The organism is Corynebacterium macclintockiae (assembly GCF_027570165.1).
GTDB lineage: Bacteria > Actinomycetota > Actinomycetes > Mycobacteriales > Mycobacteriaceae > Corynebacterium > Corynebacterium macclintockiae.
Genome location: NZ_JAKMUV010000010.1, coordinates 1 through 21,459, shown reverse-complemented (window position 1 = coordinate 21,459; position 21,459 = coordinate 1). Strand labels below are relative to the sequence as shown.

The window sequence follows — 21,459 nt, the reverse complement described above, 5'->3', positions numbered from 1 at the left end:
AGGGCTACCGTGGGGGCTTGTTGTTTGAATCGAGGGTGGTGGCGGGCGGTTTAGGCTGCTTGTGGTGTTGTCCTTACTGCGCTGCCGGGTAGTCCATTGGGGTGCCGGGGCCCAGTGGCAATCCGACCATCCACCAGAGCGCGAAGAACAGGAACCAGCCGACCAGCATGGCGATGGAGTAGGGCAGCGCCAGTGACATCAAGGTACCGATGCCCGCCTTCTTGTAGTAGCGCTGCAGGAACGTCAGAGCCAGGGCGAAGTACGGGCTCATCGGGGTGATGATGTTCGACGGGGAATCGCCGATGCGGAATAGCATCTGGGTGACCTCGGGGGAGTAGCCGACGTACATGAACATCGGCACGACGATGGGCGCCATCAGCGCCCACTGGGCGGAACCAGAGGTAATGAAGAGGTTCACCAGTGCTACCAGGATTACAAAGGCGCCGAAGAGCAACAGCGGCGGCAGATCCGCCTTCTGTAGCAGCTCCGCGCCCTTAATAGCGGTCCAATCACCCAGGTTGGATGCCTTGAACCAGGCCAGGAACTGGGAGACGGCGAAAAACAGCACCATCATCGGCAGCAGGGTCTTCAAACCGCGCGCCATGAAATCCGGAACGTCGCTGGCCTTTGTGATGGACTTAATGCCCAGCCCGTAAACCAGGCCGAGGATCAGGAAGGCAGCGCCGATGGGCACAGCCACTGCGGTGATCAGAGGGCTGGACATCACCTCGCCGTTTTCGCCTTGAAGCGGTGATCCCGGAACGAACAGCAGTGCAAAGTAGATGGCCGTCATGATTATGGCGACGATAGCGGTAGTCCCTAGTGCGCGTGCCTCGTCGGGCTCGAGCCTCAATGCGGCGGTGATCTTCTCCTGCGGTACGTCCCCAGCGAGTGCGTCATCGCCGTCGCGGCCGGTATTGAAGGTGACCTCCGAGTAGTCGATTTCGTCGTGGTCCACCAGCTCCTGGGTACGTTTGTTCATGTACAGCTCCGTCAGTGCCGTGATGATCAGCGCCAACACGACCGCGCTGACGGCTACGAAGAAGTAGTTGGCTAGCGGCGAGACGTGGTATTTGTCATCCACGATGTGGGCCGCCGAGGTGGAGATTCCACCCAACAGCACGTCGGTGATGTTCAGGACCAGCGAGGAGTTAAAACCGGCCGAGGATGCGGCAAAGGCCACCATCGCGCCAACGATCGGGGATCGCCCCACTGCGCGGAAGGCAACGGCGCCCAGCGGAATGAGGATCACGTACACCGCGTCCGAGGCTACGGAGCCCGTCACACCTGCCAGAGCCACTACGAAGGTCAGAAGTTTCGGTCCGACTCTAGAGACGGTTGCGCGTACCACCGCGCTGATTAGGCCAGAATGCTCGGCCACGGCCACGCCCAGCATGACCGTAATAATCAGGCCCAGCGGTGGGAAGGTGACGTAGTTGTCCACCACGCCGGAAAGTATCTCCTTGAGCCCATCAGAACTCAGCAGGTTGACGATCTCTACCTTCTTGCCGCTTTCTGGGTTCGTGGCGCTCAGGCCAAGCTTGTTGAAGATGAAGCTGGAGACGAGCACCAGCCCGCCGAGTATGACGAACAGCCAGAACGGGTCGGGGAGCTTGTTGCCGATCTTTTCGATGCTCCCTAGGAAGCCGCCGGGTTGGTTGCTGTTGTTGTCGGTCTTTGTATCGCTCATGAACTCTTTCTGCCCTCGGGTTGTCGAGGAGGGTAGGGGAGGCGCCTTTCTATTGACGCCGACTTCAACCGGATTAGATTGTGACTTTACAATCTGGCCTCCCTAACGGCAGGAAAGTGGCTTCCTCGTGACAAAAAAGTGAAGCAACGGAGGCGAAAGGTAGGCCACAGCAGTAGTCACATGCGTCACATCAGCCACTCGGGGCTATCTTTGTATCATTAGTTTCGCTACACTGTGTGCTCGTGATCACCTTCGAAAACGTAACCAAAAGCTATATGTCGTCCGGGCGCCCCGCCCTGGATAACGTCACCCTGGAAATCGAAAAAGGCGAATTCGTATTCCTGATTGGCCCTTCCGGCTCTGGTAAGTCGACGTTCCTGCAGCTCATCCTCCGCGAAGAAAAGCTGGATTCCGGCGACCTGCATGTTGCTGGCTACCACGTGAACAAGATCAAGAATCGGGACGTGCCCAAGCTGCGCCAGCGCATCGGCTACGTATTCCAGGACTTCCGCCTGCTGCCGAAGAAGACCGTCTTCGACAATGTTGCCTTCGCCCTCGAAGTGATCGGCAAGAAGCGCTCGGATATTCAGCACCTGGTGCCTGCCGCGCTGAAGACCGTTGGCTTGGACGGAAAGGAAAACCGCTTCCCACACGAACTGTCGGGTGGCGAACAACAGCGCGTGGCGATCGCGCGGGCGTCCGTAAATAAACCCCTTGTTCTGCTGGCGGACGAGCCGACAGGCAACCTGGACCCCGATACCTCGTCCGAGATCATGATGCTGCTTAACCGCATCAACCAGAACGGTACGACCGTCGTCATGTCCACGCACGACGATGTTGCGGTGGATTCTATGCGCAAGCGCGTGATCGAGCTATCGAAGGGCAAGCTCGTGCGCGACGACGAATACGGAATGTACGGCGTGGGCCGCTAGCGCCGCCCTGCAAGCTAAGAGGTTAAAAGGGAAACAATTATGAAGACCAACTTTGTGCTCCGTGAGGCGTTTTCGGGCCTGCGCCGCAACATGACCATGACGATCGCGATGATCATCACCACCTCCATTGCCCTGGCCTTGCTGGCAACCGGCTTTCTGCTGAGCGCGATGACGGAGCGGACGAAGGACATTTACTTCGACCGCATTGAGGTGATGGTGCAGCTGAACGATGAGATCTCTGCTACCGACCCGACGTGCTCCTCTCCCGAATGCTCGGGCATTAAGCAGCAGCTAGAGGGCGACGAAGCGGTGAAGTCCGTGACCTTCCGCAACAAGGAGCAGTCCTACGAGCGCTTTGCGGAGCTCTTCGGGGAGTCCGACCCGCAGCTGGTGGAGCAGACGGAAAAGGATGCGCTGCCGGCTGCCTTCCACATCCGCCTTGCCGACCCAGAGAACACCGCGCCGATCGACGCGCTGCGCGATAACCCGGCCGTGGCTAGTGTGCTGGACCAGGGCGATGATCTGCAGGCGGCGATGCGGAACCTGGATGCGATCCGCAACGCCTCGTTTATCGTTGCTGCGGTGCAGGCCATTGCGGCTATCTTCCTGATTATGAACATGGTGCAGATCACCGCGTACTCGCGCCGCAGCGAGATCAGCATTATGCGCATGGTCGGCGCCTCGCGCTGGTACACCCAGGCTCCGTTTGTGCTGGAGGCCATGGTGGCCGCTCTGGTTGGTGCCGTCCTTGCGGTTGGTGGCATGTTCGCAGCAAAGGTGCTGGTGGTTGATCGTGCCCTGAAGGCCGTATACGACCAGCAGTTGGTGGGTCGCGTGACAAACAGCGATTTGTGGCTGGCCGCGCCGTTCGTTGTGCTGGTCGGCATGGCAGTTGCAGCGGTGACCGCGCAGGTGACATTGCGCTGGTACGTGAAGAACTAGCGCTCGTAAGCATTTTCGCTCGGGAGAGCGCTCGGTGGTAGTGTGTGGCTGTCATGGCAGCAAAAAAGAGCACTCCCACCGATTCGGGGAAATCGAAGGGGAAAAAGGGTAAGCCCCAGAAGGGGCAAAAAGGTACAGGTCAGAAGGGGACTGGCCAGATCGTCGTTGCCACCAACCGCAAGGCGCGCCACGATTACCACATCATCGATACCTACGAATGCGGTGTGGTTCTGGTGGGTACGGAAGTTAAGTCTTTGCGGGAGGGCAAGGCTTCTCTTGTGGACGCCTACGCCACCATCGACGAAGGTGAGGTCTGGTTGCGTGGACTTCACATCCCGGAGTACTCCATGGGGCACTGGACGAACCACAGCCCCCGCCGTACCCGCAAGCTGCTGCTGCACCGCCGGGAAATCGACTCGCTGATGGGCAAGGTTCGCGACGGAAACAACACGTTGGTTCCGCTGCAACTGTACTTCGTTGCCGGCAAGTTGAAGGTTGAGCTGGCGCTGGCGCGCGGTAAGCAGGAATACGATAAGCGCCAGGACATCAAGCGTCGCACTGAGGAGCGCGAGATCACGCGCGATCTGGGTCGCCGGATTAAGGGGATCCAGGGCTAGGGGCGGTAACGCATAGGAGGCGCCTATTGAACGGGTCTTCGCGTTTTGATATTTTCAGGCCTGTGAAAAATGTCGACGTCGAGCACTGGTCCCTGAAGCACCCCGAGTTCGGGCTGCTTGAACTGTTTATCGGCGAGCCGGATGCACTGCGGGAAATCGATCCCGACTTCCCCGCGTCCGAAAAGAAAACCGACGCGGAAAACAGCGCCGAGCCGGAGGCGGAAGAGGGAGCTGAAGGTGATGTGGGGGACGAGGGGGCGTCCACAAAAGAAGGTAGCGAGAAGCTCCACAAGAAGCTGGCAGAGAGACTAGACGACCTCGATAAGAACCGTCAGCTACTCGTGCGTCGTGACGGGGTAACGATCGCAAGGTACAAGAGCCTCGAGAATCAAAAGATTGACCTAGGCAAGACCGAGGCGACCGTTAAGTCTGGAAAATATGGCGGTGAGATGACGCTCAGCGCGCCGTACCTGGGGTGGACGTCGAACTTCCTGGATAGCTGGATGATCGAGGTCAAGGTAAAGGACGACGAAGGGGTGGTGAACTTCGACCCGCCTGGGGGCTCGCGGGCAGCGAAGCGCTGGGAGGCGATGGAGGAGTCGCCGTTCAAGCGCTGGTTTTACCCGCTGATTACCGGGCTGGGGAAAGGCGGTTGGGCGCTGGCAGTGATCGTGCTGGGGCCGTTGGTTTCCAAGCTGATTGCATGGCTGCTGAGCTTCCTGCCGGACTGGGATATCAACATTCCGTGGCCGGACATTAATCTGCCGTCGATCCCGTGGCCGGACATTAATTTGCCCTCCATTCCATGGCCGGATATCAACCTTCCTTCGATCCCGTGGCCGGATTGGCACATGCCCGAATGGATGGAGCCGATTCTGCGCGTGGTGGCATTCATGGCGGATTACAGCAAGGTGTGGGTGCCTGTGGTGATCGGCATTGCGGTCGGTCTGATGGCGGTGAAAAACAACAAAAAGTCCAAGGAGCGCAAGGCGAAGTGGCGAGACGAGCAGACGGATTCTTGAATCAGCACCACACGCGGGTGTAAGGTTAGACTTCCTGTTGTACAAGCGTTTCCGCAGCAGGAATCACGGGGTCGACTTGGTTTCGACTTTGTGCATTGAGCCAGGGGAAGCGTGCCGGTGAAGGCAGACGACCACCGATTTTAAGCGTCGCTGCGAATTTATAAGCGCCGAGAATACTCAGCGCGACTACGCCCTCGCTGCCTAATTACAGCGACCGCGTGTCTGTCAGCCCGGGGATGTCCCTGACCCGGTAGCTGGCATCGACTTAAGGGACTTGCTGCACGGCTTTGTTGCTTGGGCTGTGTGGGACACCTTTCGAGCAACTGGGCCCATCATCCAGGCTGGTTCGTGAGCGCTGGAGGGTCGAGCAGAGGTCACGTGCGAACTGCGCACGGAGAAGCCCTGGCGAGGTCGCAAAGGACCCGGGTTCAATTCCCGGCGGCTCCACCAAACGCATTACCCCAGTTCAGAAATGAGCTGGGGTTTTGCCGTGCTCGATTAACAAGCTGGAATTGGAATGCCATCCGCTTTCAGATATTTAGGGAGAAAGCCATAATGTGCTTCCCAAACATGGTGCTGGTTTAGTTTATTATGCAGGGGGTTACCAGTTTCGACCCTCCGATCTAGGGCAACCGCGCATCGTTCAGCGGCTAGCTTAGAAGTGAACGCCCCCACTAGTTCTGGGTCAAAATCGTCTGCTCTTCTTTCTTCCTCCTGGGCAGGTCCAGATCGGAAAACCAGAAAGATTACATCGGAAGGGAGTTTTCTGAGTAGGGGCCTATACCAGTCTTTAATGGTTACTTCTTCAATCCAGCAGCTGTACATTTTTGATTCTACATATTCGGCCATTGCGTCTGCTTGTTTTCGATTACGTGCAACACCGACGAAGTCTTCTTGAAGAGTTTCTTTTTGGTGAGAGAAGAGTGCGAGCACGCTCGGGTATGCAGCTTTAAGCATGGAGCCTCCTCAGGCTCTATAGGAAGTGCGAATTGCATGAGTATTGATAGCGGAATTATAGATTCCATCGTTGGAAGGGGTGGCTAATTCGAGGAGAGGGGTGGGACTCATCGGTTAGACTTGCCCGCATGGTAGCGCCCGAGACACAACCGCAGCCCAGCTGGCGCTTTGCCGGGACCTTCCGGCCGTATCAACAGCGCATCCTCGAACGCTTCGATGACCTGAAACAGGATCGCCGTATCCACGTCGTGGCCGCGCCTGGATCGGGCAAGACGATTCTCGGCCTGGAACTTATCTGCCGCCTCGGCAAACCAGCCCTGATCCTGGCTCCCACCATCACCATCCGCGACCAGTGGATCGATCGTTTTGCAGCGCACTTCCAACACAACGGCGCATCGAACCCGCGGGAGTGGTGTTCCACCTCGCTACACAACCCGGCCTTCCTGACGGTCATCACCTACCAGGCGCTGTACTCCGCATACACCCAGGCGCTCGACGAGGAAACGGGGGAGGACTTCGCGGACCTCGACATCCTGGACGCAGTCCGCGACATCGGAACGGTGTGCCTCGACGAAGCACACCACCTGCGCTCCCAGTGGCACCGCGCCCTGACAGCCTTCATGGAACAGCTGGGCCGCCGAAAAGCAGTGCCCAACACCATCGCGCTCACGGCTACCCCGCCGTACGATTCCACCCCCAGCGAATGGCAACGCTATGAACAGCTGTGCGGCCCTATCGACGAGGAAATCTTCGCCCCCGAACTCGTGGCCGCCGGTAACCTGTGCCCGCATCAGGACTACGTCTACGTTACGAAGCCCAGCCAGGAAGAAGAGCAGGAAATCGCCGAGCTGCGCCGGCGTGGCAACGAAGTGCTAGTGGACCTGCAACGGCAGGGGATTTTGGCGCAACTGGCGGAGGATCTCGGCCAACTCACGGACGAACAGTTGCAGGTGGCCCTCGACGACGAGGAGAATTTCTACGCCCTCAAAATCCTTCTTGCCGCTGCTGGGTACCCGATAGCGCCGCATATCCAGGCGATACTCAGCGAAAAGCGCCCGGAACTCGCCGGCGAGCTGGGGCTGCAGTTCGTCATCGATCACCCCGACTTCTTCCGCGCCAGCTCTTCAGTGGCCTCCGCTCTGCGGGCCAACAATCTGCTGAACAAGGGGAGGATTTCCGTCACCGGGGAGACGAAGGTCAACAGGATCCTCACCCACTCCGCGGGCAAGGTCCGCGCCGTCAGCGATATTGCCGAAGAAGAAGTCTCCGCGATGTCCGACAGTCTGCGCCTGGTGATCCTCGCGGATTACGTACAGCGGGATTACCTGTCCAGCGTGGGCAGCGACGATGCCCTGGTCCACGTGGGCGTCATCCCCATCTTCGAAGCACTGCGACGGCGCGTAGGCGGTACCGCAAGGATCGCCGCCATCAGTGGTTCGGTGATCGTCATCCCGCGCTCGGCGCTGGACGAGGTGAAACGCTTCGCGGTGGACCTCGATGGGGAAGTCACCGCCACCAAGAACCTCAACGACGAGTATGTGGAGGTGCGCTTTTCCTGCGGCACGCGGGTATCCGTCCCCGCCATTACCCGCGCCTTCCAGGAAGGACTGTTTACGATCCTGGTGGGCACCGCCGCCTTGCTGGGAGAGGGGTGGGATTCACCGTGCGCCAACGCGCTCATCATCGCCAGCTCCGTGCGCGCGTTTATGCTGACCAACCAGATGCGCGGCCGGGTGATTCGCGTGGACCCCGCCGTTCCGGATAAGACCGCGAATATCTGGCACATCGCGACGTGCGAACCGAGCCAAGGTGCCGGGCGCGGGGCATGGCTCGACCAGGCGGTACAGAGCGGGGCGCAGGCGCTGAACGTCGGTACAGGGGAGTCCCTGGACGTGCTGGGCTCGCACGACGTGCGTTCGCTGCAGAAGCGCTTCGAGGCCTTCGTCGCGCCGCGTGCCGATGCGCCAGTGATCGAGAACGGCTTCGAGCGCTGCTTCGCCGAGCCACCCCTGCGCGCCTACCGCAGCATCGATGCCGCCAACGAACAGATGCTGGCCCGAGCCTTCCGCCGGGACCTAATGCGCAACCAATGGCTAGAGGCCCTAGGCATGGGGAATGTGCCGGATGGCCAGCCCTACGAAATGCAGTTCAACATCGATGTCGAAAAGCCCACATCGGCCGGAGTGGTGCCTTACCTGGACGTCATCCTGGGCTACATCTTCTTCCTCGCGGTCATGTTCGGCCTGGCAGTGGGGCGCGTTCTTCCGCACCTCCCGGTCGGGGGCCAATGGCTGGCGTTCGGGGTGCTTGCGCTGCTCGGCGGTGCGGCGGCACTGATGCGCACCCGGAAGGTCCAACAACTGACGGATACCAGCAAGCGCCTGAAAGCCGAGGCCACGGCGCTGGCACGCACGCTGAGCGCCCTCGGCTTGATCGAAACTCGCAGCCTCATGGCCATCGTCGACGAAGGGGCTGTCGGGGCGAATGTGCGCCTGTCCGGCGGGACCTTCGCCGAAAGGAAGCTTTTTGCGGACGCCATGACCCAGCTATCTGGGGAAGTCCGCAACGCGCGCTATCTGATTACGCCCGCGCATCAACCCCACATCCGCGGAATCTTCTGCGCTCAGTCGGTACCTGATGTGATCGGTACGCGCCGGGAGAACGTGGATGAATTCGTGGGGCAGTTAGAGCGTGTGGGGCTGCCGATGCGGGCGGTGTACACCCGCAATCCGGAAGGGCGGGAGTTTTTGCTGCAGGCGCGAAAGCTCAGCGGGTCTAATATTGCAGCCCGCCTGACAAAGCAGACACGGCGCTACGGACGGTAGCTACTGTTGGGATTTCCTATTGTCTGGCCCCTCACACTACTCTAAGGTGCATGAACGCAGTCCTCGTTGCCGTCGTCGTCATGCTGGCTCTCGCCCTGCTTCGGGTGCATGTGGTGTTGGCGCTGTTCATCGGAGCTCTTATCGGTGGTCTCCTTAGCGGCCTTGGCCTCGATGCCACGATGGTGGCATTCCAAGAAGGTCTTTCCGGCGGTGCACAAATTGCACTGAGTTATGCCCTCCTTGGCGCCTTCGCGATGGCCGTAGCCAGCGCAGGACTGCCCAAGCTTTTGGCAGATTCGATCCTGGGACGACTGGGCGTCACAAACGAAGAAACAAAGAGTCGCGCCGTCGCCGCAACGAAATGGCTGATGCTGGCGGGCATCCTCGCAATGGCCGTGATGAGCCAGAACCTTATCCCCGTGCACATCGCGTTCATTCCGCTGATCATCCCGCCGCTGCTGAGCGTCTTTAATAAGCTGCAGCTGGACCGCCGCCTAGTCACCTGTATCCTGACGTTCGGCCTGATCACCACGTATATGTGGATACCGCTGGGCTTCGGTTCGATCTTCCTGAACGACATTCTGATGGCCAACATCTCCAAAGCGGGTATGAACACCGACGGCATCAACGTGATGTCGGCAATGGGCATCCCGGCGCTGGGCATGCTCTGTGGCCTGATGGTGGCGGTGTTTTTTACGTACCGCAAGCCTCGTACGTACGAGGATCGTCCGATCACGGATGCCGGGACCACATCGGACGAGGAGATCTCCCGCTACAAGATCTTCGTTTCCATCATCGCGATTATCGCGACCTTCGCCGTGCAGGTAGTTATGCAGTCCATGGATATGGAGGCTAATTCGCTTCTGATCGGCGCCCTGGTGGGCTTGACGATCTTCATGGGTACCGGCGCAGTTGATTGGAAGAAGGCCGACGATGTCTTCACCGCTGGCATGCGCATGATGGCCTTGATCGGCTTCATTATGATCACCGCTCAGGGCTTCGCCGAAGTCATGAAGGCTACCGGCGAGGTCGAAAGCCTGGTCAACACCTCCGCCGATCTGTTCGCGGGCAACAAGGCCGCCGCCGCGCTGGTGATGCTGCTGGTCGGCTTGGTGGTCACCATGGGCATTGGCTCTAGCTTCTCCACCCTGCCGATTGTCGCAACGATCTACGTGCCTTTGTGCGCGTCGATGGGCTTCTCGCCGCTCGCTACTGTGGCGATCGTGGGTACTGCGGGTGCTCTTGGTGACGCCGGATCCCCGGCCTCCGACTCGACCCTAGGCCCCACGTCGGGTCTGAACGCGGATGGCCAGCACGACCACATCCGGGATTCCGTGATCCCGACGTTCCTGCACTTCAATATTCCGCTGCTGATCGCCGGCTGGGTCGCGGCGATGGTTCTATAGCGAAGCCGCGCGCTCCAGCCGCGCTGTAGCGACTTAGTAGCGCACCACTAGGTTGCGCGCGTCCGTCGGCCCCAGCAGGATCTCCGGCGCCAGACCGAAGTTGGTCCAGCGGGTACGGCTGGCCCAGTCCAGAGCCTCCTCACCCATGTTGTGACGGAAGTTCACGGCAATGCCGTCGGAGTAAAAGCGCAGCTGCGTGGCGCCGGTGGGCCAGTTCTTCGCCGCCGGAGTCTCCAGGAAAACCGCGTGGGTATCCAAGTCCGGCTTATCGCGGTGGGCGCGGTGGGTGTGGCCCGCCAGCACCAGCTTCACGCCCGGGGCTGCTTGGATCATCTTCTGCAGTCGGATCAAATCCGGGTCGCGCAGGATGAAAGCAGGTCCGGCGGCGTTCGACCAGCCGGCTTCGCGCGTCATGGGGTGGTGCAGCATCAGAACGGTCGGTTTGTTTGGATCGCGGCGCAGGAAGCCCTCGATCTGACGGAACTGCTGTGGCTCGATCCGCCCGCCGGACTTATCCAGCTCCGTGGAATCGATGCCGATCACGCGCACGCCCGCGGGCTCCAGGTCCATCATCCAGGCCTGCTGGCGGGGTTCGAAGACATCGCCGAAGGGGTCGAAGTGCTCCTTGCCATAAGGAGTAGCAGTCTCGTATCCAGAGGAACCGTCCGCCTTGTGCGGGCGGTCGTGGTTGCCACGGGTCACGCGCCATGTGCCGGAGAACTTGTCCAGCATCTCCTTCGCACGACGGACCTCGGCCGGGCGGGCTTCGCTGGTCACATCGCCGTTGACAAACAGGTGCGTGGCTCCGTAAGCCTCGGCGGTCTGAATCACTGCGTCTAGGCACACCTCCGGGTAGGGTGCAGATTCTGGATTAGGTACCGCCGGTGGTGGAAAGCCATCGAACCACAGACCATCTTGGGCCTCACCCATGTGCACGTCGTTTGCCACAATGACGGTCTGCAGCAGGTCACCGGAAAGACGTGGCAGGGTGGTGAACTCCCGCTTGTTCTCCTGGAAGTAATTGTGCGTCGCGTTGGCTTCGACACCGTGGGAGGAAGCGCTGAAACGATACGTCGTCTCGGGCTGCAGTCCTTCGACCGTCATGATGTGGAAGAAGGTGTTCTTCTCCGAGCGCACGATCTTCGTATCCTGCGGGTTGTCCTCCGGCCATACGCGCAGCGTGCCTTCGGTCGGCATGCCCACGGGGCGTTCTGCGATGCTGACCTTCGCATCCCACGTCAGCCAGCTGATCGTCACCGAATCCTCCGTGACAGTCACGACCTGCAGGTCGCCGGCCAGGAACTTGCCCTTCGGGCCGGAGCCCTTGCGGCCCATCACCCAACCGGTCTCGGAGCTACCGATGTTGCTTGGGGTGTAGCTGGCCGAGCTGGCCATATTCGGCGTACTCGCCGAACCCAGCGCCGAGCTACCGGTCAGCCCGCTGCCCGCGAGGTCGCTACCGGCCAGGCCGGAACTGCCCGCACCCGTGCCTGGAGCAGCACCCGCATTGGCAAGCGGCCCCACCACGAAGGCTGCAGAACCGGCGCTGAAGCCTAGTGCTTTGAAGAATCGGCGTCGAGAAAAAATACCTTTACTGCCCATGAGCGCACAGGGTAAAGGGCGTGCGTGACGAACAGCCGGCCTCGAGGCAGCGGGCAGGGAAAGGTCGGGCGAATACTGGGTTAACGGCTAATTAATCTTCTGCTCGTGACCCGCCCAGGCCTCTTCGCGCAGCGCGTTCTTGCGGACCTTGCCTGTGGAGGTACGGGGGAGTTCGTCCAGAATCCGCACGTCGCGGGGAACCTTGTAACCGGCGATGTGGGCGCGGCAGTGGGCGATCACGGCCTCTTGCACGGCGGACTGATCAGCGTCGCGGGCCTCCGGGCGCAGAACCACGTAGGCGCGTGGGCGCTCGCCCCACTTCTCGTCCGGCACGCCGATCACCGCGCAGTCGGAGACGTCGGGGTAGCTGATCACGGCCTGCTCGACCTCGATCGTAGAGATGTTCTCGCCGCCGGAAACCACCACGTCCTTCGCGCGATCCATCAGCTGGATATAACCGTTGGGGTGCATCACGCCCAGGTCGCCGGTGTGGAACCAGCCGCCGCGAAAGGCGTGCGCAGTGGCCTCTTCGTCATTGAAGTAACCGGCCATAATGCCGTTGCCGGTCAGGATGATCTCGCCCAACGTTGCGCCGTCGGCGGGCACGTCGACCAGCGCCTCGTCCTGGCTTTCAGTTGGCTGGATTACGCGCACGTCCTCGTTGGTGATAGAGGCCACGCCTTGGCGCGCCTTCAGCACCGCGCGACGGCGAACCGTCATGTCCTCCCATTCGGGCTGCGCTTCGCAGACGGTGAAAGGCCCATAGCTTTCGGTCAGGCCGTACACGTGGGTGACCTCCACTCCGATGTTCTCGCAGCGGGTGATGGTCGTCGGGCTCGGCGGTGCGCCTGCGGTGGTTACTCGGAGGTTCGTCACGCGCCGCTTGTTTTCGTCGTCGACCAGGGTGTTCAGTACAGCCGGTGCGCCGCAGAGGGCGGTCACGCCCTCGGTGCGGATCAGTTCCCACATTTCCGGGCCCCGTACCGCGCGCAGTGCCACCTGGGTTGCGCTGACGGCTATTGCTGCCCAACCGGTGCACCAACCGGAACAGTGGAACATCGGCAGTGTCCATAGGTACACCGTGTCGTGGTTGAAATGCTGCGTGTGCGCTTGCCCCAGCGCGTTCAGGTACGCGCCGCGGTGCGTGTAGATCACACCCTTGGGCTTGCCCGTCGTGCCGGAGGTGTAGTTAATCGCGATCGTCTCGTTCTCATCGCGCACGCGGTAGGGCAGTGGCTCTTCGTCGCGGTGCCCTGCCAGGTAAGCGCTAAAGATCTTTACTAGTGACGCCCCCTGCGGGTCAGTATCTGCCCTTTCAACCTGGGGTTCTACGCCTTCCTTGTCGGCGATGTACACGGCCCGGCGCAGGTCGCGCTCGCTACTATCGAGGATGGGGTCGATTAGTTCTTTTTCACCGATAAGCACGTCGATGGAAGCGTGGTCGAGGATGTGGTTGACCTCTGCCGGGGCCAGGCGGGTGTTGATCGGCACCGTGACCGCGCGTGCCAGTGGCACGGCGAACTGCGCTAGTAGCGCCTCGTAGCTATTGGAGGCGAGGATGCCCACCCGGTCGCCTTCAGCGACGTGGTCGGCGATCAGTGCGTGGGCGAAGGCTTGTGCATCGGCGTTGAATTCGGCAAAGGTGATGCGTCGCGGTCCGTCGACCGCGGCTACCTTGTTGGAGTGAACCTGTGCGGAGCGCTGGAGGAAGCGCAGGGGAGTAAGGGGAGCGTTCAGGCCGTGCTGTGAAGCGAAAGTCATGCCCGCGACTGTAATTCAGATCACTAAAACCTGTGTGGGATTTGAAGAATTTGAGCTTTGATACCGTGGGAAGGGATGAGGTATTCACGATCTGTTAAGGAAATTGTTGGTTCGCAAATGTCTCGTCGCGCTGGCGCTGCAGCGGTCGCGCCCGCACAGGAGAGCCCGGGCAGCAAGCTCACGCGCATCTCCGTTGATGGAAAAGATGTAGATCCCAAGCTGTTTTCCCCAGTCCGTTGCAAGCTGGATGAAGACGATGGCCGCAAGGTGCTGGAAGTTGACTTCGGTATCGACGACGACCACGCTGGCTCGGCCACGGTGAAGCGTAAGGGTGACGCTTATGTTGTCGAAGGAAACCCGGTGGAGGACGACTCGAACCGCACGATCGCCCTATCTGTGGAGTTCACCTGCGCCAACTAAAACGCTGGAGCTAGGGCGCCCCGCAACTAGAGTGCACTGCGCCACGGGTTCTTTGTATCGACGAGGAATTTCTCCACGTCCTCCGGGCGCGCCCGAAGGGTGGGGTCGAAGTCCAGGTATGCTTTGGTTTCCCGAGCGATCAGGCCAGACAGGATCAGCAGGCCAACCAGGTTCGGCAAGGCCATCAGTCCGTTGGCGATGTCTGCGAAGGTCCAGGCCAATCCGATCTCCGTCGTAGCGCCGACGAAAACCACGCAGGTGAACAGCATTCGGTAAGGCAGGGAGGCCCAGGGTCCGAAAGCACGTTCCGCGTTGCGCTCGCCGTAGTAAGACCAGCCCAGGATCGTGGAGAATGCGAAGAACACGATCGATAGGGAGACGATGGTGCCGCCCCACTCCGAGCCGATTCCCTTGCTAAAGGCCTGCGCCGTCATGTTTGCTGCATTGTCCTCGCCCGTGTCCCACACACCCGTGGTGATGATCACCAGGCCAGTCATGGTCACCACAATGATCGTGTCGATAAAGGTCTGAGTCATGGAGACCAATCCCTGGCGTACAGGGTGGGTGGTCTTTGCCGCTGCTGCGGCAATTGCGGCCGAACCCATACCGGATTCGTTTGAGAAGATGCCGCGGGCCACACCCATCTGCATAGCCAGCATGATGCCGGACCCTAGGAATCCACCGGTGGCAGAGGTTCCCGTGAAGGCGTCACTAAAGATAAGGCCGAAAGACTCCGGGATCTCGCTAGCGTGCAACCCCAGCACGACGAAACCGCCGACGATATAGATAAGAATCATCAGCGGCACGAAGGCCGAAGTGACCTTGCCGATCGAGCCGATGCCACCCAGCAACACCGCGCCGACTAGCACGAACATCACCGCGCCGGTGACGGTGGGGCTGACGTTGAACGTGTCCTCTAGACCCGCGGCCACAGCGTTGCCCTGGGTGAGGTTTCCGATGCCGAACGAGGCGATGATGGCCGCGATGGTGAAGAACCACGCCAGGAACGTGCCCAGACCGCCCGGAATGCCCAGCGACAGGTAGCGCTGTGGGCCACCGGAAACCTGGCCTTTCGAATCGGCCACGCGGAAGCGAACACCCAGGAAGGCCTCCGAATACTTCGAGGCCATACCCACCAAGCCGGTGACCCACATCCAAAACAGCGCGCCGGGACCACCGACGGAAATTGCAGTAGCCACACCCACAATATTGCCCACGCCGACGGTGGCAGCCAGAGCCGTTGTGAGCGCCTGGTACTGAGTGATGTCGCCTTCGCCGCCTTCGTCATCGCGGTCGATGAGTGCGTGCCGCAGTGCCACGAATAGCTTGCGGAACTGCACGCCGCCTAGGCGGAACGTCAGCCACAGGCCAGTGAGCAGCAACAGTGGGATAAGTAGCCACTGGCTCCAGACAAACTGGTCGATCTTATCCAGATAGTTCTGGAGGGACTCGGCGAAGGAAACGTCTTGCATGAACTACAGAGGGTACGCCGGTGGTAGGGAGAGGTGAAATGTTTTCACAAAAATCTCAGCAAAATTGGCTACCGCGCAGCCGCGCGTTAAAGAGTCGTCAAGGGGGGCGTTGAACGGGTGCAAGAGCGCTGAAAAAAGCCGCGGAATCGGGCACGATAAATGGTGAGCTGCAAGAAAATGCTTTCAGCCCTTTCAGGCACCGACCGAAGGAAAGAATATGCACCCACGCGCTGGCCAGCCCGCCACCCCCGACGACCTAACCGACATTCCCGCCCTGCTGGAGGCCTACTCCGCCAAGGTTCCCAACCTGGACGATCCGGGCCAGCGCGTAAGCTTCGGTACCTCCGGCCATCGTGGCAGTGCCTTCGACGGGGCTTTCAACGAAGCACACATTCTGGCCACCACTCAGGCCATCGTCGATTACCGCCGTGAACAGGGCATTAACGGCCCCCTGTTTATCGGCCGCGACCCGCACGCACTGTCCGAGCCCGCCGAGGCCACCGCGCTTGAGGTCCTGGCCGGCAACCGGGTGACCGTCAAGGTGGACCAGGAGCGTGGCTTCGTTCCCACCCCGTCCATCAGCTTCGCAATCCTGGAGCACAATAAGCAGCTGCCCGGCGGCCCGGAGGGTACCGATGCTGGCCGCGTCGACGGCATCGTCATCACCCCTTCCCACAACCCGCCACGCGACGGTGGCTTCAAGTACAACCCGCCGACCGGTGGCCCTGCGGATACCGACGCCACCAGTTGGATCGCCCGTCGCGCCAACGAGTACCTGGATGCTGATCTGGCTGGAGTGCAGCGCTCCACCTCGACCGAGTTGGTAGAAAACCACGATTTCCTGGGCAACTACGTCGCCGCTCTGCCGGAGGTTATCGACCTCGAGGCCATCCGCAGCGCGGGCGTGCGCATCGGCGCCGACCCGATGGGTGGTGCCTCCGTCGCCTACTGGGAGCGCATCGCCGACGTGCACGGCCTCGACCTCACCGTCGTCAATCCGACGATCGACCCCGCCTTTGGCTTCATGACCTTGGACTCCGACGGCAAGATCCGCATGGATTGTTCTTCGCCGTCCGCGATGGCCTCTCTGGTCGATGCGGTCGCCGGCGCCGGTGGGGCTTCGTACGACATAGCCACTGGTAATGACGCTGATTCCGACCGCCACGGAATCGTCACGCCAGATGCAGGCCTGATGAACCCGAACCACTACCTTGCCGTCGCCATCGAGTACCTCTTTAGCCACCGCGAGAACTGGCCGCAGGATGCCGCCGTGGGCAAGACCCTGGTGAGCTCCTCCATGATCGACCGCGTGGTGGCCCGCATGGGGCGCAACCTGATGGAGGTGCCGGTCGGGTTCAAGTGGTTCGTGCCGGGCCTGGTCAACGGATCCGTGGGCTTTGGCGGAGAAGAATCCGCAGGTGCTTCCTTCCTCCGTCGCAACGGGCAGGTCTGGTCGACCGATAAGGACGGCATTATCGCTGACCTGTTGGCGTCCGAAATAAAAGCAACGACCGGCAAGAGCCCATCCGAGCGTTACAAGGAGCTAGCCGAGGAGCTCGGGGCGCCGCAGTACAAGCGCATCGATGCGCCGGCGAACCGTGAACAGAAGGAGCGGCTGAAGAAGCTCAGCGCCAGCGACGTGGAAGCCACCGAGCTGGCGGGGGAGAAGATCCAGGCGATTCTGACCGAGGCGCCGGGCAATGGCGCGGCCATCGGCGGTGTGAAGGTGACCACGGATAACGCCTGGTTCGCCGCCCGCCCGAGTGGCACGGAGGACAAGTACAAGATCTATGCCGAGTCCTTCAACGGTGCCGAGCACCTGGACCAGGTGCTGGAGGAAGCACAGGTCGTTGTCGACGGGGTGCTGGGATAGTTCTCACTCGGCAGTGGCGGACAGGGGGGGGCTGGCGGCAGCCCTAGCCCTGCCGGAGCCCCTTGCTGCTGCCCTCGCTGCGCGTATACGGATTATTTCGGGGTCGATTCAGGGTTTTCCCAGACTACTGCGATAGTGTAACGCGCAGTAGACACGTCACCATCTGTTGAAAGGAAAGCTCAGTGAGCCAGAAAATTAAGTCCCCTAATGCTTCTAAAGGGGGCAACGGCTTCCTGTGGGGAATCATCGCGATCCTCGTTATCGCAGCCGTAGCCATTGGCTTTATCGTGTACAACAACCAGAAGCACAAGGTGGACAACATCACCCTGCCGGATGACAAGGTGAATGTGAAGATGACTGCTAAGGACAGCATCGTCACCCTGGAGCCCGAGAACGCCGGGAACGACGTTCCGACTGTTGAAGTTTTTGAGGACTTCAGCTGCCACTACTGTGCAGAGTTGGAAACCGCGTCCAGCGAAGACGTGAAGAAGGCGCTGGAAGACGGGAAGGTGAAGGTACAGTTCCGCTTCATGAACTTCCTGGACCGTGGCGATGAAACCGGCCCCTCGACCCGTGGCGCCGCCGTGGCCTGGGAAATTGCCAAGACGGGTGACGTGGATGCCTTCTGGAACATCCACCGCTTGATGATGGAAGAGCAGTCCACCGTTACCCGTGATTGGGACTGGGATGACCTGGCCAACGCTGCGGAAAAGATGGGCGTAGATGATGGTGTGGTTGGCAAGATCCGCGACAAGTCCATTAAGGACGAAGGTGCGAAGATCTCCCGTGCAAACGACAAGGAAGTTGAGAAGCGAGAAGGAAATGTTTCCTCGCCGCTGCTTTACAAGAATGGTAAGAAATTTGATCCGCCAGTGAACGAGAAGCGGGAGATGCAATCCTGGGTTCCGGTAGCGCTGGAAGGCAAGTAGTTTCCCGCCGGGTGAGTAGTCACGGAGCATCAGAGCTGTGGCGCCACCCAGGGGCACCTGGCGATTTGGAGAACTTAATTCCAGTGTTGTAGCTTTAGATCCGTTCGCTTCTCAGGGATTTCTTTGAAGGAAATCGCTCGGATAGCAACGGGGCTATGGCGCAGCTGGTAGCGCACCACACTGGCAGTGTGGGGGTCACGGGTTCGAATCCCGTTAGCTCCACAGAACACAGAGCCCTGGTCGGTAACGACCAGGGCTCTGTTATGTATGTGGGTCATTGTGAGAGTTAAAGTGCTCCTATAACTTGACTGGGTGTATAAGCGCGAAGCCTGGACAGTTTGACCATCGGGGTAGTCTGGAGCGTGCCGGAGATTCCTATGGTGTACGTCTAGATTTTCGAGTGGGGGAGCTGTAACAATATGGGTATGAGCGGTGCACTGATTAATTTGCACATCGATGATGAGCAAAAGAGACGGCTGGATAGATTGTCCAAGCGAACGGGACGGTCCAGTTCTTTCTATGTTCGTGAAGCATTGGGGGCACATCTCGCGGAGCTTGAGTACCTCTACACCTTGGAGGATGAAGCCACTCAAATCCGCAGGGGGGAACTTGAGACCGTTTCGCTGACTGACTTGGAGGCCGAATGTGACCTGGGAGATTAGATTTTCTCCCCGTGCGGCCAAAGCATATAAGAAGTTAGATAAGCAGAATAGAAGTCGCGTCAGCCAGCTGTTGAGAGAAGTGTCGCGGCTTCCAAATCCTCGATCGCGTGGCAAAGCGCTTTCCGGGAACAGGATTGGTTTATGGCGATGGAGGGTGGGGGACCTTCGGATTATTGCCGATATCGTAGACGAGAGCATTGTCGTTGTCGTCGTCGATCTAGGGCATCGGTCGAAAATCTATAAAGGTTAATCCGCTTGAGTGGGGATCCCTGTCTGGGTAAGCACGACTGAAGCAAATCCACCGTGCTAGTCTAGTTCTATTGGAAACTGCCCAGTTCAGGAGCGTACAGCGAACCCAATGTAGGTTCACCACATGTCGGAGAATTCTAGGTTTAGATAGGTCGGGTCGCGAGGGCGTCAGAAAACAGAGAGAGCGAGCACATGAACGGTCTAGGGGCAACGAAGCGCTTCGGCTACACCTTCCTAGTGCTGTCTACGATCGGGCTGATTTTTTCCGCGCTGATCATGCACGACAAGCTGCAGATGGCGCTGAATCCCGACTTTAAGCCGGCCTGCACCTTCAACGAGGTGATCTCTTGTACGGACGTGATGGCCTCGGATCAGGCGTCCGCCTTTGGTTTCTCTAACCCGTTCATCGGGCTGATCGGCTTCCCTGTGATGATGACCCTCGCGGTGATGCTGATCGTGGGGGCCAAGCTGCCGCGTTGGATGTGGTACTGCATCCTGGCTGGGCTGGCATTGGGCGTGGTGTTTGTGCATTGGCTGGCCTACGCTGCGGTTTACTCGATTGGCGCGCTGTGCCCTTACTGCATGGCCGTGTGGGCAGCGATCCTGCCGATGTTCGTGATGACGTTGGTGCACATCCAACGCGAGCAGCGGCGCGAGGCGGGGGAGGACGTGCCACACACCGCACTGGGCTTGCCGCTGGTGGTCGTTATCGCCTGGTACCTCGCATTTACCGCGCTGATCCTGGACCAGTTCTTGTTCTAGTCCCGCCACCACGCGTCGCGGGGTGTGACTGGCAGGTGTCGCTTGTGGCGCGAACGGAACCATAGCCCCTCGATGTGTTCCGCGACCTGCGGGTCGAAGTCGGCCGCGCCGTTGGTGCTTTCCAGGTAGTCATCCAGCTGCGCGTACGTTACGCCCAGTGCTTCTTCGTCGGGCAGGGCGGGGCGGTCTTCCTCAAGGTCCGCGGTTGGCACCTTCTGCCACGTGCTGTCCGGGGCGCCGAGGTACTGCAGTAGTGCTGCACCCTGTCGCTTCGTCAGTCCCGCCAATGGAACCAGGTCCGCCGCACCGTCGCCGTGCTTGGTGTAGAAGCCAGTGATCGCCTCCGCCGCGTGGTCTGTTCCAACGACCAGCCCGCCGAGCTCGCCGGCCAGCGCGTATTGCGCGATCATGCGCTCGCGCGCCTTGATGTTGCCCTTATTGAAGTCGCTGACCTGTGTGATCCCTAGGGCTTCGCTGGTCGCGCGCGCCGACTCGTCGGTGGCTCCCTTGATATTTACTGTGACGCCCATACTCGGCGCAATAAACTCCAGCGCAACCTGTGCGTCGTCCTCGTCCGCTTGAATTCCGTAGGGCAGCCGCACGGCGCAGAAGCGGTAGGGCTGGGCCGGCTCTTCCTGCTGGGCTTGTGCATCCTCCTGGTTGAGGCGATCGACAGCCAGCTGGCACAGCCTTCCGGCGAGGGTGGAATCCTGCCCGCCGGAAATGCCCAGCACCAGCGTACGTGTGTGGGTGGCTCGCAGGTAGTCGGCGATGAACTGTACGCGACGTTTTACCTCTTCGGCTGGGTCGATGGTGGGTTGCACTCCCAATTCGGCGATGATGCGCGCATGCAGCGGGCGGGCGCCAGGGCCACCGTGGATGTCGCGTGCGCCGGGGGTGCGGTCGGTGCTGTGTGGCTTGCCAGTGTGATCTGCAGAGGAGCTCATGCCTTGATGCTAGTCCGTACGGTGGAGGATATGGCGGAGTACGTGGTGCTGTGCCGAAGATGCTGCGTGCACCCATTTGGTTTTGAGGGGCGTGGTGGGTAAACTCATCGTTTGTGTTTGTGCCGGGCGGCATGACCGGGCTTTGGCCTGGGCTGCCTGGCGATGTGAAAAGTCGATGAGGAAAGGAGCGCCCGATGAAGGTCCGTAAGTCCCTTCGGTCGCTGAAGAACAAGCCGGGCGCTCAGGTCGTTCGTCGCCGCGGTAAGGTCTACGTGATCAACAAGAAGGAACCCCGCTTCAAGGCTCGCCAGGGCTAAGAACCACAAGGTTCCACCTTCCCCCGCCGTCGCTTCGGTGCTTTGTCGCCGTTGTGAGGCGGGGGATTTTTTGT

Annotated in this window: 19 protein-coding genes, 1 tRNA gene and 1 other RNA gene; 15 read left to right on the top strand and 6 right to left on the bottom strand. The window is 60.3% G+C overall.

Annotated features, from left to right (window positions below):
• Positions 1-73: 73 nt before the first annotated feature.
• Complete coding sequence (locus tag L8U58_RS08125) at positions 74-1,690, bottom strand: AbgT family transporter (protein WP_192817076.1); 1,617 nt, start codon at positions 1,688-1,690, stop codon at positions 74-76.
• A gap of 242 nt (positions 1,691-1,932) precedes the next feature.
• Here L8U58_RS08125 and ftsE point away from each other — a divergent pair, with 242 nt between their 5' ends.
• The 5 genes from ftsE (at position 1,933) to ssrA (ending at position 5,653) form a co-directional block, all read left to right on the top strand.
• Positions 1,933-2,622, top strand: coding sequence for a cell division ATP-binding protein FtsE (ftsE, locus tag L8U58_RS08120; protein WP_034969749.1), 690 nt, complete (start codon positions 1,933-1,935; stop codon positions 2,620-2,622).
• A 39-nt stretch (positions 2,623-2,661) separates the two neighbouring features.
• On the top strand, positions 2,662-3,564 hold the full coding sequence (ftsX, locus tag L8U58_RS08115) for a permease-like cell division protein FtsX (RefSeq protein WP_034969601.1): 903 nt from the start codon (positions 2,662-2,664) through the stop codon (positions 3,562-3,564).
• Positions 3,565-3,617: 53 nt separating this feature from the next.
• Positions 3,618-4,181: an SsrA-binding protein SmpB gene (gene smpB / locus L8U58_RS08110; RefSeq protein WP_034969597.1), complete on the top strand. Its 564-nt coding sequence runs from the start codon at positions 3,618-3,620 to the stop codon at positions 4,179-4,181.
• Between the two features lie 62 nt (positions 4,182-4,243).
• Positions 4,244-5,203 (top strand): hypothetical protein, encoded by a 960-nt coding sequence (locus L8U58_RS08105; RefSeq protein ID WP_269955099.1) that lies wholly within the window; start codon positions 4,244-4,246, stop codon positions 5,201-5,203.
• Between the two features lie 67 nt (positions 5,204-5,270).
• Positions 5,271-5,653, top strand: a transfer-messenger RNA (tmRNA) gene (ssrA, locus tag L8U58_RS08100).
• A 48-nt stretch (positions 5,654-5,701) separates the two neighbouring features.
• Here the strand turns inward: ssrA and L8U58_RS08095 are convergent.
• Entirely contained in the window at positions 5,702-6,160 is a 459-nt protein-coding gene (locus tag L8U58_RS08095; RefSeq protein WP_155270742.1) for a hypothetical protein, read from the bottom strand.
• 128 nt (positions 6,161-6,288) lie between these two features.
• Here L8U58_RS08095 and L8U58_RS08090 point away from each other — a divergent pair, with 128 nt between their 5' ends.
• Together L8U58_RS08090 and L8U58_RS08085 are read left to right on the top strand one after the other, a co-directional pair.
• Entirely contained in the window at positions 6,289-8,985 is a 2,697-nt protein-coding gene (locus tag L8U58_RS08090; RefSeq protein WP_269955098.1) for a DEAD/DEAH box helicase family protein, read from the top strand.
• 50 nt (positions 8,986-9,035) lie between these two features.
• A complete protein-coding gene (locus L8U58_RS08085; RefSeq protein WP_035008627.1) occupies positions 9,036-10,391 on the top strand; it encodes a Na+/H+ antiporter family protein in 1,356 nt (451 codons plus the stop codon).
• A gap of 33 nt (positions 10,392-10,424) precedes the next feature.
• Here L8U58_RS08085 and L8U58_RS08080 read toward each other — a convergent pair whose 3' ends face one another.
• Both L8U58_RS08080 and L8U58_RS08075 read right to left on the bottom strand, forming a co-directional pair.
• A complete protein-coding gene (locus L8U58_RS08080) occupies positions 10,425-11,993 on the bottom strand; it encodes a metallophosphoesterase (RefSeq protein WP_269955097.1) in 1,569 nt (522 codons plus the stop codon).
• 87 nt (positions 11,994-12,080) lie between these two features.
• The gene (locus tag L8U58_RS08075; RefSeq protein WP_269955096.1) at positions 12,081-13,754 is read right to left on the bottom strand and encodes an AMP-binding protein; all 1,674 of its coding nucleotides are present in this window, start codon (positions 13,752-13,754) and stop codon (positions 12,081-12,083) included.
• Between the two features lie 117 nt (positions 13,755-13,871).
• Between L8U58_RS08075 and L8U58_RS08070 the strand changes: the two genes are divergently transcribed.
• Entirely contained in the window at positions 13,872-14,174 is a 303-nt protein-coding gene (locus tag L8U58_RS08070; RefSeq protein WP_034969583.1) for a hypothetical protein, read from the top strand.
• A gap of 26 nt (positions 14,175-14,200) precedes the next feature.
• On the opposite strand, the gene L8U58_RS08065 is transcribed toward L8U58_RS08070, so the two are convergent.
• On the bottom strand, positions 14,201-15,646 hold the full coding sequence (locus L8U58_RS08065) for an alanine/glycine:cation symporter family protein (protein ID WP_269955095.1): 1,446 nt from the start codon (positions 15,644-15,646) through the stop codon (positions 14,201-14,203).
• 217 nt (positions 15,647-15,863) lie between these two features.
• On the opposite strand from L8U58_RS08065, the gene pgm reads away from it, so the two are divergent.
• The 6 genes from pgm (at position 15,864) to L8U58_RS08035 (ending at position 20,121) form a co-directional block, all read left to right on the top strand.
• Entirely contained in the window at positions 15,864-17,519 is a 1,656-nt protein-coding gene (gene pgm, locus L8U58_RS08060; RefSeq protein ID WP_187401760.1) for a phosphoglucomutase (alpha-D-glucose-1,6-bisphosphate-dependent), read from the top strand.
• Between the two features lie 182 nt (positions 17,520-17,701).
• Positions 17,702-18,448 (top strand): DsbA family protein, encoded by a 747-nt coding sequence (locus tag L8U58_RS08055; RefSeq protein WP_269955094.1) that lies wholly within the window; start codon positions 17,702-17,704, stop codon positions 18,446-18,448.
• Between the two features lie 149 nt (positions 18,449-18,597).
• Positions 18,598-18,670: transfer RNA gene (locus L8U58_RS08050), tRNA-Ala, on the top strand.
• Between the two features lie 203 nt (positions 18,671-18,873).
• A complete protein-coding gene (gene relB / locus L8U58_RS08045) occupies positions 18,874-19,110 on the top strand; it encodes a type II toxin-antitoxin system RelB family antitoxin (protein WP_269955093.1) in 237 nt (78 codons plus the stop codon).
• Positions 19,094-19,360 carry a type II toxin-antitoxin system RelE family toxin gene (locus tag L8U58_RS08040; RefSeq protein ID WP_080716101.1) on the top strand — a complete coding sequence of 89 codons (267 nt, stop codon included), beginning with the start codon at positions 19,094-19,096 and terminating at the stop codon, positions 19,358-19,360. Before relB ends, L8U58_RS08040 begins: the two co-directional genes overlap by 17 nt.
• 191 nt (positions 19,361-19,551) lie before the next feature.
• Positions 19,552-20,121 (top strand): vitamin K epoxide reductase family protein, encoded by a 570-nt coding sequence (locus L8U58_RS08035; protein ID WP_269955092.1) that lies wholly within the window; start codon positions 19,552-19,554, stop codon positions 20,119-20,121.
• Here L8U58_RS08035 and nadE read toward each other — a convergent pair.
• Positions 20,118-21,068, bottom strand: coding sequence for an ammonia-dependent NAD(+) synthetase (nadE, locus tag L8U58_RS08030; protein ID WP_269955091.1), 951 nt, complete (start codon positions 21,066-21,068; stop codon positions 20,118-20,120). The genes L8U58_RS08035 and nadE overlap by 4 nt on opposite strands.
• Before the next feature lie 194 nt (positions 21,069-21,262).
• Here nadE and ykgO point away from each other — a divergent pair, with 194 nt between their 5' ends.
• The gene (ykgO, locus tag L8U58_RS08025; RefSeq protein ID WP_005511141.1) at positions 21,263-21,385 is read left to right on the top strand and encodes a type B 50S ribosomal protein L36; all 123 of its coding nucleotides are present in this window, start codon (positions 21,263-21,265) and stop codon (positions 21,383-21,385) included.
• Positions 21,386-21,459: the final 74 nt, after the last annotated feature.